This is a genomic window from Bacteroides sp. BFG-637 (assembly GCF_024793605.1).
GTDB classification, from domain to species: Bacteria; Bacteroidota; Bacteroidia; order Bacteroidales; family Bacteroidaceae; genus Bacteroides; species Bacteroides vicugnae.
Map to the genome: position 1 here is coordinate 5,153,170 of NZ_JANUPD010000002.1, position 17,760 is coordinate 5,170,929.

The following is a 17,760-nucleotide window of genomic DNA, read 5'->3' on the forward strand; positions in this document are numbered from 1 at the left end:
ATGATACCTGCACTCGTCAACAATCCCTTATTCCGGGGAATCACTCCGGAAAGACTTTCTGCCGATCTGGAAGAGATCAGTTTCCATACACGTTCTTATAAGAAAGGGGAAATCCTGGCTCAACAGGGGGCTGTGTGCAACCGCCTTGTCATCCTGACCAAAGGAAGTGTGCGTGGAGAGATGATCGATTATTCGGGGCGTCTTATCAAAGTGGAGGACATCGCTGCTCCAAGAGCGATTGCCCCTCTGTTCCTGTTCGGTGAGGAGAACCGCTATCCGGTGGAAGTGACGGCCAACGAACCGACAGAGGTTATCGAACTTCCTAAATCAAGTGTATTGAGTTTATTCCGCAAAAACGAGCAGTTTTTGGAAAACTATATGAATCTTTCTGCCAATTATGCACGGACCTTATCGGATAAGCTTTTCTTCATGTCATTTAAGACGATTCGTCAGAAACTTGCTTCGTACTTGCTCCGACTACATAAACAGCAGCAACAGGCACATATCACCCTCGACCGTTCACAACAGGAATTGAGTGATTACTTCGGGGTGTCCCGTCCTTCCCTCGCCCGTGAACTGGCGCATATGCAGGAAGACGGATTATTGATAGCCGATCGTAAGCATATCACTATCTTACAGAAAGAAGAACTGGTCCGGCTTATCCAATAATGGAATCGACTTAAAAATTCATGGATTGAATATTGACCGGATAATAATCAAATAGTAAGTATCTATATAAAAAATATTCATTGTTGTAACATTGGTTACAGAATCACCTGAAACCTTTCCTCTACTTTTGCGTTCAAGAAATAAACTATTGGACTAATTAAAAACGTAAAAGTTATGAGTATGTTCTGTTATCAATGTCAAGAAACCGCAATGGGTACCGGTTGTACCTTGAAAGGTGTGTGCGGTAAAACGTCTGAAGTGGCTAACCTGCAAGACTTACTACTCTTCGTAGTACGTGGAATTGCTGTCTACAACGAACATCTGCGTAAAGATGGACATCCTTCCGAACAAGCAGACAAATTTATCTATGATGCATTGTTCATCACCATCACCAACGCCAATTTTGATAAAGCGGCTATCACTGAAAAAAATCAAAGAAGGACTGAAACTGAAAAAGGAACTTGCCAACAAGGTAAAGATTGAAAATGCTCCCGACGAATGTCTTTGGAATGGAAGCGAAGATGAGTTTGAAGAAAAATCAAAAACTGTCGGTGTGCTTCGCACTCCCAACGAGGATGTCCGCTCACTGAAAGAACTTGTACACTATGGCCTGAAAGGAATGGCTGCCTATGTAGAGCATGCACATAACCTGGGCTACGAGTCACCGGAAATATTTGCTTTCATGCAACATGCCTTATCCGAACTGACCCGCAATGATATTACAGTGGAAGAACTGGTTCAGCTGACTTTGGAAACAGGAAAGCATGGAGTATCAGCAATGGCACAGTTGGATAAAGCGAATACCAGCAGCTACGGAAATCCGGAAATCTCACAAGTGAGTCTCAGTGTACGCAATAATCCGGGTATATTAATCAGCGGACATGATTTGAAAGACCTGGAAGAGCTATTGGAACAAACGGAGGGCACAGGAGTAGATGTATATACTCACAGCGAAATGTTGCCTGCACACTATTATCCTCAACTAAAGAAGTACAAGCATCTGGCAGGAAATTACGGAAATGCCTGGTGGAAGCAGAAAGAGGAATTTGAAAGTTTCAACGGTCCTATCTTGTTCACAAGTAACTGTATCGTTCCGCCACGTGCAAATGCCAGCTACAAGGATCGTATTTACATCACAGGAGCCTGTGGTTTGGAAGGGGCACATTACATCCCCGAACGCAAAGACGGAAAACCGAAAGATTTTTCTGCCCTGATTGCTCACGCCAAACAATGTCAGCCACCGATAGCCATTGAAAACGGAACGATTATCGGAGGATTCGCTCATGCACAGGTGACAGCCCTGGCAGATAAAGTGGTGGACGCCGTGAAGAGCGGAGCTATCCGCAAATTCTTTGTAATGGCAGGATGCGACGGACGTATGAAAAGCCGTGAATACTATACGGAATTTGCTCAAAAATTACCTGGTGACACCGTGATTCTTACTGCCGGTTGTGCCAAATACAGATATAATAAACTGGCTTTAGGTGATATCAACGGGATTCCGAGAGTATTGGATGCAGGACAATGTAACGACAGTTACTCACTGGCCGTCATCGCTTTAAAACTGAAAGAAATCTTCGGACTGGATGATGTAAATCAGTTGCCTATCGTATACAACATCGCCTGGTACGAACAAAAGGCAGTCATTGTTTTATTGGCATTACTGGCTTTAGGAGTGAAACATATTCATCTGGGTCCTACTCTCCCCGCTTTCCTTTCACCGAACGTAAAGAACGTATTGATCGAACAATTCGGAATCGGAGGCATCAGCACAGTAGATGAGGATATTGTGAAGTTCCTATCCTAAACAACAATGGAATAGCCGGAAATTTCAATTGGAGATTCCCGGCTGCAAAATAGTGACGGTATATGATAAAGATAGTGACGGTATACGACAACAATACCGTCACTATCTTTTTCTATATTGAACAAGATTTCTATGTTTATCCCGCACGCATAGTTGATGGAATCTTTTTGAATAGTTTCTTTTTAAATAGAATATCAATCTTCTTTTGGCAATATTAAATTGAGAAGCACTCCCACCAAAGCTGCCAGTCCAATGCCGGACAATGAAAAATCGCCCCAATTAAAAGCAGCGCCGCCAATACCGACAGTCAGTGTCAAAGACACAATGACTATATTTCTTGTACGACTCAAATCAATGCAATTATTCACAAGATTACCAATTCCCGCGCAAGCAATCGTTCCGAAAAGCAATAACATGATGCCGCCCAGTACCGCACTAGGAATGGATCTTAATAATGCACTGATTTTACCGATAACAGAAAATAAGATAGCGGAAATGGCAGCTATTCTTATCACTTGCGGATTGGTTATCTTTGTCAGAGACATGGCTCCGGTCACTTCCGAATAAGTTGTCACAGGAGGGCCACCCAATAATCCGGCACAGAAACATGCCAGACCATCCCCCAATAAAGTACGGTGCAACCCCGGATCTTTCACGAAATCTTTTCCGGTGACCGTATTAACGACATAGATATCACCAATATGTTCTATCACCGGAGCAATGGCTACCGGAATCATAAACAACACAGGTTCCCATGAGAATTTAGGAAAGACAAACTGCGGCAATCCAATCCAAGCAGCATCTCTGACACCGGACAAATCCAAATCATAGAAAAGCCATGCAGCCAGATACCCTACAACAATTCCACAGAAGATAGGAATCAGTTTCAAAAGCCCCTTGGCCTTCATTGAAACAACGACTGCGGTAACCAACGAAAGCAGTGCCAGTACCCAGTTCTCTTTTGCCATATTCACTCCCGTTCCCGCCAATGACAAACCTATCAGAATGATGACAGGCCCTATGACAACAGGAGGAAACAGCCGTTCAATCACCCTCACTCCCTGCCATTTGACAAGCGCACTCATCACAAAGTAAACTAACGCTACTCCAACCATGCCGGATAAGGTGCCGGGCAATCCATAAAGTTCTGTCGCTTTAATGATAGGTGCAATAAATGCGAAACTACTCCCCAGAAAGACAGGAACCTTTCCACGCGTAACCGCATGAAAGATAAGCGTACCAATACCTGCTGTAAACAGAGCTGTAGAAGGGTCAAGCCCCACCAATAACGGCACGAGTACCGTAGCACCGAAAGCTACAAACAAGAATTGTACCCCCACCATCCCTTTCCTCAAAGGTGTAAGATTATTTGAATCCATAAGTATAATGTAGATTATTCTTTGCAAAATTAGTCTTTTTAGACAATTTAACTCCCTTTTTTCACAAAAATACATCCAAAAAGGGTTTTTATTTGTTGTTAATAATGTGTAACTTCGCACGGTGAGAATTAATACGACAATTTTATAACTTTATAATATATTGCCTATGATATTTACAGCAGAAAACACTCTACTTATCGGTTCTATCTTACTTTTCGTCAGCATCGTTGTTGGAAAAACCGGATACCGCTTTGGAGTACCTACCTTATTATTGTTCCTCGTAGTAGGAATGTTGTTTGGAAGTGACGGCCTCGGCCTGCAGTTCCACGACGCGAAAGACGCCCAATTTATCGGTATGGTGGCCCTTAGTATTATCCTTTTCTCGGGAGGTATGGATACGAAATTCAGAGAAATCAAACCTATTCTAGGTCCCGGTATCGTGCTTTCCACTGTCGGAGTACTACTCACAGCCCTTTTCACCGGACTCTTTATCTGGTGGATATCAGGTATGAGCTGGTCTAATATCTATTTACCTATCACTACTTCCCTGCTTTTGGCTTCTACCATGTCGTCTACTGACTCGGCTTCGGTGTTCGCCATCCTCCGCTCACAGAAGATGAACTTGAAACACAACCTTCGTCCCATGCTGGAACTGGAGAGCGGAAGTAATGACCCGATGGCCTATATGCTGACCATTGTCCTGATACAGTTCATTCAGTCGGCAGGTATGGGAGTCGGAGCCATCGTCGGATCTTTCATTATCCAGTTCATCGTTGGTGCCGCTGCCGGATATATACTTGGAAAGCTAGCCATCCGAATGTTGAATAAGCTCAATATTGATAATCAGGCCTTGTATCCTATCTTATTACTTGCATTTGTATTTTTCACTTTCTCCATCACCGACTTACTGAAAGGTAACGGTTACCTTGCCGTATATATTGCGGGTATCATGGTAGGAAACAATAAAATCATGCATCGTAAAGACATCTACACCTTTATGGACGGACTGACCTGGTTGTTCCAAATCATCATGTTCCTTTGCCTGGGATTGCTTGTCAACCCGCACGAAATGCTGGAAGTAGCTTCCGTGGCATTGTTGATTGGTGTCTTCATGATTATTATCGGCCGCCCGTTAAGCGTGTTCCTCTGTCTGCTTCCATTCCGGAAAATCACGATGAAATCACGTATTTTCGTGTCTTGGGTAGGATTACGCGGTGCAGTTCCTATTATCTTTGCTACCTATCCGGTAGTGGCGGGCGTAGAAGGTTCGAACCTCATTTTCAACATTGTATTCTTTATTACCATTGTCTCATTGGTCGTACAGGGAACAACCATTTCTTTCGTCGCCCGGATTTTGAATCTTTCCAAACCGCTGGAAAAAACCGGTAACGACTTCGGAGTGGAACTTCCGGAAGAAATTGACTCTGACCTTAGTGATATGACTATCACTAAAAGTATGCTGGAAGAAGCAGATACATTGAAAGATATGAATCTTCCGAAAGGCACGCTGGTAATGATTGTGAAGCGCGGAGATGAATTCCTGATTCCCAACGGAACGCTGAAACTGCATGAAGGAGATAAACTGTTACTTATTTCCGAGAAGTCCAAAGAAGAAGATGCTGATTCAGAATAACATCAGAAAAGAGTTATTCAGTACACCATAATTGATTCGTCTCCACGCATGAAACCTCTTGCCTTTGCAAGACATTCGTTTCATCTTCATGCATGGAGACGAAACGTTTTATACAGGCCAATGAACTAGTTTTAAGGAAGAAACACGAAAGACCTTTATCCGGCTGGTAAAATTGTTCATTCCCCTCCGTTAATTAACCGTAAAACTTGAATTTAAAATTCGGTTTACATCTACGAAGTATTAATTTTGCGCAGTTTTAAACTAAATGTGCAAAAATCGAATGGAACAAGAACATCAGTTCATTGATTATATTGAGCAAAGCATCATCAAAAACTGGGACAAAGATGCCTTAACTGACTATAAAGGAATTACCCTCCAATATAAGGATGTAGCGCGTAAAATCGCTAAATTTCACATCGTCTTGGAAAGTGCCGGCATCCAGCCGGGAGATAAAATAGCCGTTTGCGGACGTAACAGTGCTCATTGGGCGGTTACTTTCTTGGCGACCATCACTTACGGAGCTGTTATTGTTCCCATTTTGCATGAATTCAAGGCAGATAATATTCATAATATCGTCAACCATTCCGAAGCCAAATTACTTTTCGTCGGCGATCAGGCATGGGAGAATCTGAATGAAGATGCCATGCCTTTGTTAGAGGGCATCGCTTCACTGACAGATTTCTCGGCATTAGTGTCCCGGAACGAAAAACTCACTTACGCTTTTGAACACCGGAACGCTATTTACGGCCAACAGTATCCCAAGAACTTTCGCCCGGAACATATTTGTTACCGGAAAGATCGTCCGGAAGAACTGGCTATCATCAACTATACTTCCGGTACCACAGGTTACTCTAAAGGAGTGATGCTCCCCTATCGCAGTCTTTGGTCGAACGTGGCTTATTGCTTCGAAATGCTTCCCGTTAAACCGGGAGACCATATCGTTTCCATGTTGCCTATGGGACACGTGTTCGGTATGGTATATGATTTCCTTTACGGATTCTCTGCAGGTGCACACATCTATTTCCTGACGCGTATGCCGTCTCCGAAAATCATTTCCCAATCTTTCTCCGAAATCAAACCCAGAGTGATTTCTTGTGTACCGTTGATTGTGGAAAAAATTATCAAGAAAGACATTCTTCCTAAAGTAGACAGCAAAATCGGCAAGTTATTACTGAAAGTGCCTATTGTAAATGATAAAATCAAATCATTGGCACGACAGGCTGCCATGGAAATCTTCGGTGGAAACTTTGACGAGATTATTATCGGAGGTGCTCCTTTCAATGCGGAAGTAGAGGATTTCCTTAAAAAGATAGGGTTTCCCTACACCATCGCTTACGGTATGACGGAATGTGGTCCGATTATTTGTTCCAGCCGTTGGGAAACACTGAAACTTGCTTCCTGCGGAAAGGCAACCAGCCGGATGGAAGTCCGCATAGACTCACCGGACCCGAAAACGCATGCCGGAGAAATCGTATGCAGAGGAATGAATATGATGCTGGGGTATTATAAAAATCCGGAAGCTACGGCACAAATTATTGATGCTAACGGTTGGCTGCATACCGGTGACCTCGGTACGTTGGATGAAGAGGGTTATGTGACAGTCCGCGGACGTAGCAAGAACCTGCTTCTCACCTCTAGCGGACAGAATATCTATCCCGAAGAAATTGAAAGCAAGCTGAACAACATGCCGTATGTTTCGGAGTCACTGATCGTCTTACAGCACGAAAAGCTGGTAGCCCTGATCTACCCGGATTTCGACGATGCTTTCGCTCATGGATTGCAGCAGACGGATATTCAGAAAGTAATGGAGCAAAACCGTATCGAATTGAATCAACAGCTTCCTAACTATTCTCAAATAAGCAAGATTAAAATCCATTTTGAAGAATTTGAAAAGACTGCGAAAAAGTCAATTAAACGCTTTATGTATCAGGAAGCAAAGGGATAATATCTCAAATAATAAGATAAGTATTCTCGCAAATAAAAACAAAAACGGTGGACAGCCTCAACACTGTCCACCGTTTTTTTCTAACCTCTAACCAACTTTATTTATACTACCTGTTTTCTATCTTTCTACCTAAAAACGAATCCTATTTCCATTATTAACAGTCTAACTTTATAATCAATCAGTCTTTTTAAAGTGCTATAAATGAAATAGCCTGTCCGCCTCCGGAGCCATTCGTATGTTCAACGTATTTTCAGAAAATAGTTCCCCTTTGCTTTACGCACGATGGCTACAAATTCACCCGGTTCTCCTGCCAATGCTTTCGATTCGTCACAATCCGGATCGAAGTCGCGGAAGAACTGAAAAGCCGGATGGCCTTCATAATTTTCAATCAACAATGAGTCACCTACTAAAACATTATATAACGGTTTGCCGTTGTCGTCTACTGTTAAAGCCATTTTGATATGACCGTCCGGTGATTTCACTTCTGTTTTCGGACTGCTACACCCATAACATCCCAGCACACAGAAAAGCTCCAATGACACAATTTATTTTCATAGCATATCTATTGTTTGTATATAGTACAACTCAAAAAGAAGAAACACTTAAATGTAGCGCAGATTTCTTTCTCCGGATGCCAGGAAAAAAGTATCTTTGCACATAAACAATCTGAATTATGGCAAAGATACTATTGGTTGAAGATGAAATTAATATCGCCTCTTTCATCGAACGGGGACTCAAAGAATTCGGGCATTCGGTAAGCGTCTGCCATGACGGGAACGCCGGTTGGAAAATCCTTCAGGACGAGCCTTTCGACCTTTTGATACTGGACATTATCATGCCTAAAATAAACGGTCTGGAACTTTGCCACCTTTACCGCCAGATGTTCGGGTATCAGACTCCGGTTATTATGCTGACGGCCTTGGGTACAACGGAAGACATTGTTAAAGGACTGGATGCGGGAGCAGACGATTATCTCGTCAAACCTTTTAGTTTTCAGGAGCTGGAAGCGCGCATCAAAGCCCTATTGAGACGCAACAAGGAAGCAGCTTCCAATCTATTGACTTGCGACGATCTGGTGCTGGACTGCAATACCCGGAAAGCCAGAAGAGGTGAGACAGACATCGCCCTCACCGTTAAAGAATACCGCCTGCTCGAATATTTCATGACCCATCAAGGGGTTGCCCTCTCACGTATCACCTTGCTCAAAGATGTATGGGACAAGAACTTTGACACCAATACCAATATCGTAGATGTTTATGTGAACTATCTCCGGGTAAAGATTGATCGTGACTTTGATAAAAAGCTGATCCATACAGTCGTAGGACTAGGATATATCATGAATACTTAAACTCCCAAGCACCCCGGCTATGAAAATAGGTTCTAAAATAGCTCTTTTTTATACATTAATCAGTGTACTGACCACTGTCATTATCATTGCCGTATTTTATATTTTCAGTACACAGTACATCAATAAACTTTATGCTTCTTACCTGCGTGAAAAAGCCTACCTGACCGCACAGAAGCATTGGGAAAAAGATGAAGTAGACGAACAGAGCTACCAGATTATCCAACGCAAATATGACGAACTCCTGCCCGAAGCCCATGAGATTCTTTTAAATATGGACAGTCTCTCCGAAGTGCGTGATACACTGAATAAATACCTCACGCAACATCAGCAGACTCTTCTGCTGGCAGGACAGGACAGCATCCCTTTCTCTTTCAAATATAAGGATAAACTGGGAGCCGCCCTTTATTATCCGGATAATGAAGGAAACTTTATCGTACTCGTCATGTCCCGGAATGCCTACGGAACAGAAATCAAGGAACACCTATTATTGCTTTCCATATTTCTCATCTTAGCCAGTTCCGTCCTGATCTTTTTCATCGGAAAAATATACTCCGGCCGCATTCTGGTTCCCCTGCAACACATACTAAAGGAGCTGAAAAGAATACGTGCCAACAGTCTGAACCGCCGATTAAAGACCACCGGCAATAATGACGAGCTGGAGGACATGATAAAGACATTAAATAGTATGCTCGACCGTCTGGACAGTGCATTCAAAGCAGAGAAGTCCTTTGTCAGTCATGCTTCACATGAGTTGAACAATCCGATTACCGCCATTCAGGGAGAATGCGAAATCAGTCTGCTGAAAGAGAGAAGTACGGGAGAATACATTGAATCCCTTCAACGAATCTCCTCGGAAAGCAAACGATTGTCCAGCCTCATCCGGCACCTTCTTTTTCTTTCACGACAAGAAGAAGAACTCCTGAAAAACAATATTGAAGAGATTATTCTGGCCGATCTATTAAAAGAGTTGACGGCTTCCGATGAAAGGATCCATCTTCATTTGGAAGAGACAGACCGGCAGATGACCGTAAAAGCCAATCCATATCTATTGAAGATAGCATTAAAGAATATAATAGATAACGCCTGCAAATACTCTGATAGAGAAGTCAATGTGACTCTCTACCGGGAGCAACAACAAATCATTCTTGATATAGAAGACCGGGGAATCGGTATTCCACAAGAAGAAATAGCACACATATTCCAGTCCTTCTATCGGGGCAGTAATACCCGGGACTATGCCGGACAAGGCATCGGACTTAGCCTGACCCTGAAAATCATCTCTGCTTATCACGCAAAGTTGGATATATTTTCAGAAATAGAAAAAGGAACAAAAGTACGGGTGATTTTTTAATTCACCCTTCTTTTATCCCTTTCTCCCTCTACCTACTGAAAACCTACAAATTTAATCTATGAGAGTTTTTTTCACAGAATAGAAATGAACTAAATACGTCTTTGCAATAACTTTCCATTTTTATCATATAACATTCGTTCATATACCACTTCCACAATAAGAGGAAAGACAAACAGCGCAAAGAAAGTCGCTCCTATCAATCCACCGATAATGACAATCGCCAACGGACGCTGTGATTCCGAACCAATTCCATGACTCATGGCAGCGGGCATCAAACCGATAGCTGCCATTGCCGCTGTCATAATCACAGGGCGGATACGCGAGCGCACTCCTTCCTTAGTGGCTTTCTCCAAGGGCGAACCCAGTTTCAGATTCGCCTTAATATCGGAAATCATAATCACCCCATTCTGAATACAAATGCCAAACAAAGCAATGAAACCGATACCGGCAGAAATGGAGAAGTTGAACTGCGTTATCAGAAGAGCCACAATACCCCCCACGGCGGCAAATGGTACATTCAGCAATACCAGTCCCGCATCCCGCGCATTAGAGAATAGAATAAACAGGATGATAAAAATGATAGCAATACTGATAGGAACAACCTGTGCCAGACGTTTTGTGGCACGTTGCTGGTTCTCAAAATCCCCCGTCCATTTCAGCGAATAGCCTGCCGGCAGATGTATGGAAGCATTCACCTTTTTCTGCGCCTCGGCAACTGCCGTACCCATATCGCGGCCTCTCACCGAGAACTTCACCGCACAGAAACGAGCGTGATTATCACGGAATATCAATAACGGTCCCGTAATCGTCGTTATATCTGCCAATTCCTTGATAGGAACCATCGTTCCATCCATCGCCGGAACCAATATCTTACCTATCTCCTCTTCATTCTGACGGAATTGTTCGCTGTATCTTACCATGATATTGAACTTCCGCTCATCCTCATACAACAGTGAAGCCGATTTTCCGCCAATAGCCATTTCTATAATCGATTGCACATCCTCCTTGGCAACCCCATAACGCGCCAACTGACGTTCATTCAGCTCTATACGAAGCTCCGGCTGACCGATGTTCCGAATCACACCCAAGTCTTCAATTCCCTGAACCGTACTAAGAATTTTTTCAATCTGAACCGCATATTTCTCCGACTCATACAAGTCTTTACCAAACACTTTCACCGCAATAGATCCTTTCACACCGGAAGCAGCTTCCTCCACATTATCGGTAATCGGTTGTGAGAAATTGAAGTCAATGCCGGGATAAATGGATAAATCCTCCTGCATCTTATCAATCAGTTCCAGTTTTGTCAACTTGCTCTCCCATTCCTTTTCGGGATAGATATCAACGTGGAACTCGATATTATAGAATCCGGTAGCATCTGTACCGTCATTCGGTCGTCCGGTTTGCGACAGCACTTGCCGCACTTCCGGAAACGTCAAAAGTTTCCTTCTCATTTTATTGGCGAGAACCACCGATTCATCCAACGAAATACTTTGTGGCAAGGTGGCACGAATATAGATAGATCCCTCATTCAACTGCGGAAGAAACTCCGTACCCAGGAAAGAGAAAAGCCATAATCCGACACCAGCTATGACCGTTGCCAACCCGATAGTCAGCTTCCTGTGCGCATAGAATAAATCAAAAAGAGCCGAACACTTCGTATTGATAAAATGGACAAAACGGTTATTCTTCTCACGGACATTCTTCTTCAATAACATGGAAGACATCACGGGAACCAATGTCAATGTAAAGATCAGCGCTCCCAACAGTGCAAAGCCCAGTGTGTAGGCTAAAGGAGAGAACATTTTTCCTTCCACCTTCTGGAAAGAGAAAATAGGGATCAATGCGGTGATGATAATCAATTTGGAGAAGAAAACCGCTTTCGCCTTATCTTTTGCCGTGTTGCGGATCAATCCCATTTTAGACATCACATTAAAAGCCGGCATCCCCACTTCCCTCGCTTTCTTGTCCAAAGCCACAAACACTCCTTCCACCATTACCACAGCCCCATCAATAATAATACCGAAGTCTATGGCTCCCATAGAAAGCAGATTGGCGGACATTCCCATCACCCGTAAACAGATAAAAGCGAACAAAAGGGCTAATGGGATAACGACAGCAACAATCACGGTAGTCCGCCAATCTGCCATAAAGATCAATACAATAAACGTAACCAATAATATTCCTTCGATCAGGTTATGCGTCACAGTCTTTACCGCCAGATTCACCAAGTCCTCCCGGTCATAGAACGCCACTATCTTCACATCTTTCGGAAGCACATTCTGATTCAAGTCTTCTATTTTATCTTTCAGGTTTGCAATCACCTCACCCGGATTCTCTCCTTTCCGCATGACTACAATGCCCTGAACAACATCATCCTCATCCATTCGCCCTACCTGCCCCAGACGAGGCAGACAGGATTCGTGTACATCGGCAAGATTCTTCACCAGAATGGGAGTGCCATTGATGTTTTTCACTACGATATTTCTCAATTCGTCCAAATCGTTAATCAGACCGATTCCACGAACGACATATGCCTGTGAGCTTTTAGTAATGACATCGCCTCCTACGTTAATATTACTTTTGGCAATCGCATCATAAAGTTCCAAAGAGGTAATGCCATAATTAATCAACTGGTGAGGATTCACACTTACCTCAAACGTCTTCACCTCCCCGCCGAAGCTCACAATATCCGCCACACCGGACACCGAACGAAGATTACGTTCAATCACCCAATCCTGAATCGTTTTCAGTTCCCGCACACTGCGCTTGTCACTACGAAGCGTATAACGGAATATTTCTCCCGTCGGTCCGTACAGAGGTTGTACTTCCGGAGTCACCCCGTCCGGAAGGTCGGCATCATTCAATAAATTATATACCTGTTGACGTGCGGTGAAATCATCGACACGATCTTCAAACATTACATTGATGACAGAAAGCCCGAAAAGAGTGGTGGAACGAATATCCGTTTTCTTCTGAACGGGATTCATCGCAATCTCAACAGGAATGGTGATAAACTTCTCTACCTCTTCGGCACTACGTCCCGGCCATTGCGTGATAATCGTCACTTTCGTATTCGTCACATCCGGGAAAGCATCTATCGGAGTATGTTTAAAGGAAACAGCTCCGGCTATAACGGCAATCGCTGTACAGAAGAAAATAAAGAATTTATTCTTTAGCGAGAAAGCCACTATATTATCTATGAATTTGTGCATACTATTTTCTGTTTTTAATCTGCATTCAACGCATTATATACCAACAATACATTATTATTCAGCACTCTGTCTCCCTCGGAAAGTCCGGAACGGATATAGCACTCCTTGCTCAACTGCTTGTACACATCCACCTCTTTCACCTGCAAACGCTCATCCGGCTCCACCACGACCACATAATTCTTTCCTCCTTCAAATACCAGTGCATGAGCATCGATACGGGGCATGGAAGTTCCATCCGCTTTACATTTCACACTTACATTCGTAAACATCCCCGGTTTCAACAAATACTCTTCATTCTTTAATTTGATACGGACATTCATCGTTTTACTTTCACTGTTCAGCAAATGATACACCTTATCAATCGTACCGGCAAACATCTTATCCGGATAAGCCAACGTAGAAATGCGTACGGAAGCACTTTCAGAAACCTTACTGATATCGCTTTCATACACATCCGCCATCACCCATACATCTGACAACCCCGAAATCGTGAACAGCTCTTCGCCCTGATCCGGACGCAACTGCATATCCCTGCTGATTCGTTTCTCTACAATAAACCCCGAAACGGGAGATTTCAACTGATAATAAGCATTTCCAGAGAAATTATAAATAGAGAAAATATCCTTTATTCTTCTTTCTTCGGCTTCGGCACTTGTCAACTCCTGCTTCGCCTGAAGTACATCTTTATCCGAGGTCATGCCGGAAGCATACATATCCTGCATGGCATCCATATTTCTGCGTGCCAGCAATAACTGTTGTTCCGCCTCCTTCAATTGCTTTTCATAATCTGCCACTTCTCCACTGCGGATGACTGCCAATACCTCTCCCTTACGAACAAAGTCTCCTATTTCAGCCTTCAGTTCCGTTACCGTACCTCCAAACATCGGATATACATGTGCCACCTGATTCTCATTAAACGTCACCCGTCCGTTCAATGTCAGTTCATCAATCACCTCTTGAACGTGAACCGTATCGACAGATACAATTCTCAACAAGCTATCTGTCAGGCATAAGGCAGTCGGTTCAACATTCGTTTGTTCTCCTTTACCGGAGCATGCTCCCAATACGGTAGTAAGCAATATGCAAGGAAGGAATTTATTCCAGTTCATAGTCTTTGATAATTTATGAATATTAGTAGTTCAATATGGTTTGTCCGATAGTTGTATTCAAGTTTTCCATCGCCAGGAAAACGTCTTTCTTTATTTCATGTAGCTGAATACAAGTTTCTTTATAGCTGTCATAGTAATCGATAAACTCCAACAAACTGATATTCCGTTTCTTAAAGTTTTCATTCACTCCTTCTATCAGTTTTTCGAAGTTACGTTCCAGTTCCATATGGGTAGATTGATAAAGTTGAACAGCTTTATCCAGTGAAGCATAAGCGGTATAAAGCTCCATATCCGCATGGTTAGCCGCATTTTCCTGTTCCGCTCCCGCCTGCCGGATACTAAAACGGGCAGCTTTAATATTTCCCTGGTTGCGGTTGAAAATAGGCACTGACAGGCTCACTCCTATTGCAAAATAGTCATTGATAAAGTTTCCGACACGGTCATAACTACCTTTCACCGAGAATTCCGGAAATGCCATCGATTTCTGCAATTTCAAGTTCGCACGGGAAGCACTTACCATGCTCCGGGCAATCTTGAGATCCGGACGCTCATTCACCATCGCTTTCAAGTCGGCAAACGATAATTGAGACAGATCCAATTGTTTTAACACTTCTTCATCCAGCGATAGCTTAATCACAGTATCTCCCGGAAGATTTAACAAGACATTGAGTTCCCCTCTAAGGGTCAGCAACTCGTTTTCCCGTTCGTTCTTCTCTTTTTTCAAAGAGAACAGCATAGATTCCAGACGGGACATTTCCATCAACGAAATATTTCCTTTCTCCTGTTGCTGTTTCATTCCGGCAAGTAACTCTTGCAGAGAGTTCACTTCTTTCTCGTAAATAGATATGGATTTCGAAAGAAAATAGACTTGTACGAACTTCTCATTCAATTCCTGTCGAAGTGTCCTCATCACCTCTTCAAACTGATATTCCGCTATTTCCTTATTGATTTTCTCCAGCTTCACCTGTTTATTTCGCTGTCCGGCAAGATGAATCACCTGTTCAATCTCCACAACCGCTTCGCCCTCCTTACCAAAATCAAAATACTTCCCGTTCAGTCGGTTATAGACATTCTGTTCCAACGAGATTACCGGATTCTCAAATAATTTGGCTTGCAGCACTTGTGCCTGTGCCACATCAATGTTGTACCGTTCGGCTATCAGCGATAAGTTACGTTCCAGAAAACGCTGTTCCGCCTCTTTCAGGGTTAATGTTCCTGTGGTAACTTGTTGCGCACAGACTTCTCCTGTCAACAGAAGAAAAAAAGAAATTAGAAATACTCTATTCATTACTCTATTTATCTTTATTACCTTATTGTAGTTGTCGTGGCAAAATTACAATTCTGTAACCGGAGAGATGGGAAAAAGCGATTATAAGCCTCTCATATCAGATTAGAATTCGATTAGAAAATAGCTATAAAGGAAGAATTGTAAACACAACAGGAAAAATGGCTATCCTTCTTTCATCCCAACTCCCCTATCTTTGCAGAAGAGAAAATGAAATGAACCATTAAAAATAGAAGATATGAAAATAATAGATTTAACCAAAGATAGTTTTGTAGAAAAAGTAGCTGATTATCAATCTTATCCTGACAACTGGAACTTCAAAGGGAATAAACCTTGCCTGGTCGATTTTCATGCTCCGTGGTGCGTTTATTGCAAAGCGTTATCGCCTATATTAGACCAACTGGCTAAAGAATACGAAGGGAAATTAGATATTTATAAAGTAGACGTCGATCAGGAACCGGAATTGGAAAGTGCATTTAAAATCCGCACCATTCCCAACCTGTTACTTTGCCCGCTGAACGGCAAACCGACAATGAAATTAGGTACAATGAATAAAAACCAATTGAAAGAACTGATAGAAACCAGTTTACTTTCAGAATAAAAATACATTAAAAGTCCGGGAAACTTCTGATGATGATAAACTGCCGGACTTTTGATATCATACAGAACATTGGCTTTTATATAGGGAGTGTGTCAAAACGCAGATTAACGCAAATTATCGCAGATTATTTCATTTATATTGATATATTAATCAACGACTTATAAAATTATTTCTGCGATAATTCGCGTTAATCTGCGTTTTATTATTCATTATGCCCCTCCTCTTTGGGGATTATTTCAACTATTCTTTATGCAACAGAATATCAGTTCCCGGAACAATCTTCCCCATCGACCATACACATCGCACATTCAGCTCCTTATCAAGAATCACAATATCGGCATCCTTTCCCTTTGCCAACGCCCCTTTCCGGTCACTCACTCCAATTAAACGGGCAGGAGTTTCAGAAGCCATGCGCACGGCATCTTCCAAAGGTATATTCGCTTTCTTCACCATGGTGCGAACCAATACATCCATCGTAGCCAAGCTACCGGCCAGTGCAGAATGATCTGCCATCTTACATACGCCGTCCTCTATGATATAGCGAGGATCAATCGGTTCGTTCCCTTCATAAGCAGCATAAGCCAAAGCATCGGTAACGAGGCACGTATTCTCTACACCTTTCAACTTATAAACCAATTTTAGAATCGTGGAAGGCAAGTGAATACCATCTGCAATCACTTCCACTGTCATCCCATCCGTCAAATATACACTCTCCACCGTACCCTCATATTTATATTCACGACGTTTGTGGAAACCCGGCATCGCATTGTAAAAATGGGCAGCATGAGAGAAACCCACTGCATATGCAGCCTTGATATCATCATATTCGGCTTCCGTATGTGTTACGGCAGTCATAATTCCTTTCGAACGGGTGTACTTTGCAAAATCATGCGCGCCGGGCAGTTCAGGACTGATGTCCCAACGTCTGATACAAGAGGTATGCTCCAATAAAGGAATATATTCATTTTCATCCGGAGTTTTCAGAAAACCGTCATATTGTGTTCCCGCCATCTTCGGATTCAGGTAAGGACCTTCGATATGCAGGCCGAGAACAGGAGAATCCTTCTCTTTCATCAGGTTTTCACAGACATCGACAGCCTGATAGATTCTTTCGAACGAGGTAGATGATAATGTAGGAAATATCCCGGTAGCACCATGTTTCAGATGTGCAGTAGTTGCCATGCGGAATGCTTCTTCCGTTGCTTCCGTATAATCATGTCCGCCACCTCCATGTGCATGCATACTTACAAATCCGGGCACAATCGTCATCCCTCTGGCATCAATAACCGTTGCACCGATAACCGCCAAATCACTGTTGGTCACCTCTAATATTTTTCCATCACAAATCAATACGGAACCATCTTTCAACCAGCCTTGCGGGGTCAATATTCTTCCGTTTATTATTTGAGTCAACATAG

Annotated in this window: 13 protein-coding genes and 1 pseudogene; 8 read left to right on the plus strand and 6 right to left on the minus strand. The window is 42.9% G+C overall.

Annotated features, from left to right (window positions below; all coding sequences use genetic code 11):
• From NXX38_RS20160 to hcp, 3 genes and pseudogenes are all read left to right on the plus strand, one after another.
• On the plus strand, window positions 1–669 hold the full coding sequence (locus NXX38_RS20160) for a Crp/Fnr family transcriptional regulator (RefSeq protein ID WP_148366943.1): 669 nt from the start codon (window positions 1–3) through the stop codon (window positions 667–669).
• A 180-nt stretch (window positions 670–849) separates the two neighbouring features.
• Window positions 850–1,115: pseudogene (locus NXX38_RS26995) on the plus strand (hydroxylamine reductase); the annotation flags it as partial.
• A gap of 32 nt (window positions 1,116–1,147) precedes the next feature.
• Complete coding sequence (gene hcp, locus NXX38_RS20165) at window positions 1,148–2,476, plus strand: hydroxylamine reductase (RefSeq protein ID WP_409013818.1); 1,329 nt, start codon at window positions 1,148–1,150, stop codon at window positions 2,474–2,476.
• Window positions 2,477–2,670: 194 nt separating this feature from the next.
• Here hcp and NXX38_RS20170 read toward each other — a convergent pair whose 3' ends face one another.
• On the minus strand, window positions 2,671–3,855 hold the full coding sequence (locus NXX38_RS20170) for a uracil-xanthine permease family protein (protein ID WP_148366944.1): 1,185 nt from the start codon (window positions 3,853–3,855) through the stop codon (window positions 2,671–2,673).
• A gap of 166 nt (window positions 3,856–4,021) precedes the next feature.
• On the opposite strand from NXX38_RS20170, the gene NXX38_RS20175 reads away from it, so the two are divergent.
• Both NXX38_RS20175 and NXX38_RS20180 read left to right on the plus strand, forming a co-directional pair.
• Complete coding sequence (locus tag NXX38_RS20175) at window positions 4,022–5,488, plus strand: potassium/proton antiporter (RefSeq protein ID WP_074557017.1); 1,467 nt, start codon at window positions 4,022–4,024, stop codon at window positions 5,486–5,488.
• 280 nt (window positions 5,489–5,768) lie between these two features.
• Window positions 5,769–7,433: a long-chain fatty acid--CoA ligase gene (locus tag NXX38_RS20180; RefSeq protein ID WP_074557018.1), complete on the plus strand. Its 1,665-nt coding sequence runs from the start codon at window positions 5,769–5,771 to the stop codon at window positions 7,431–7,433.
• 239 nt (window positions 7,434–7,672) lie between these two features.
• On the opposite strand, the gene NXX38_RS26820 is transcribed toward NXX38_RS20180, so the two are convergent.
• Window positions 7,673–7,975, minus strand: coding sequence for a hypothetical protein (locus tag NXX38_RS26820; RefSeq protein ID WP_195649616.1), 303 nt, complete (start codon window positions 7,973–7,975; stop codon window positions 7,673–7,675).
• 131 nt (window positions 7,976–8,106) lie between these two features.
• Here NXX38_RS26820 and NXX38_RS20190 point away from each other — a divergent pair, with 131 nt between their 5' ends.
• A complete protein-coding gene (locus NXX38_RS20190) occupies window positions 8,107–8,781 on the plus strand; it encodes a response regulator transcription factor (RefSeq protein ID WP_258980837.1) in 675 nt (224 codons plus the stop codon).
• A gap of 19 nt (window positions 8,782–8,800) precedes the next feature.
• On the plus strand, window positions 8,801–10,132 hold the full coding sequence (locus tag NXX38_RS20195) for a HAMP domain-containing sensor histidine kinase (protein WP_258980838.1): 1,332 nt from the start codon (window positions 8,801–8,803) through the stop codon (window positions 10,130–10,132).
• Between the two features lie 89 nt (window positions 10,133–10,221).
• Here the strand turns inward: NXX38_RS20195 and NXX38_RS20200 are convergent, their stop codons facing one another.
• The 3 genes from NXX38_RS20200 to NXX38_RS20210 are packed head-to-tail and all read right to left on the minus strand — an operon-like array spanning window position 10,222 to window position 15,744.
• Entirely contained in the window at window positions 10,222–13,347 is a 3,126-nt protein-coding gene (locus NXX38_RS20200; protein ID WP_258980839.1) for an efflux RND transporter permease subunit, read from the minus strand.
• Window positions 13,348–13,361: 14 nt separating this feature from the next.
• Window positions 13,362–14,456 (minus strand): efflux RND transporter periplasmic adaptor subunit, encoded by a 1,095-nt coding sequence (locus NXX38_RS20205; protein ID WP_258980840.1) that lies wholly within the window; start codon window positions 14,454–14,456, stop codon window positions 13,362–13,364.
• A gap of 22 nt (window positions 14,457–14,478) precedes the next feature.
• Entirely contained in the window at window positions 14,479–15,744 is a 1,266-nt protein-coding gene (locus NXX38_RS20210) for a TolC family protein (protein WP_148366948.1), read from the minus strand.
• Window positions 15,745–15,979: 235 nt separating this feature from the next.
• Here NXX38_RS20210 and NXX38_RS20215 point away from each other — a divergent pair, with 235 nt between their 5' ends.
• Window positions 15,980–16,342: a co-chaperone YbbN gene (locus NXX38_RS20215; protein WP_004295721.1), complete on the plus strand. Its 363-nt coding sequence runs from the start codon at window positions 15,980–15,982 to the stop codon at window positions 16,340–16,342.
• Between the two features lie 240 nt (window positions 16,343–16,582).
• Here NXX38_RS20215 and nagA read toward each other — a convergent pair whose 3' ends face one another.
• Entirely contained in the window at window positions 16,583–17,758 is a 1,176-nt protein-coding gene (gene nagA, locus NXX38_RS20220) for an N-acetylglucosamine-6-phosphate deacetylase (protein WP_258980841.1), read from the minus strand.
• Window positions 17,759–17,760: the final 2 nt, after the last annotated feature.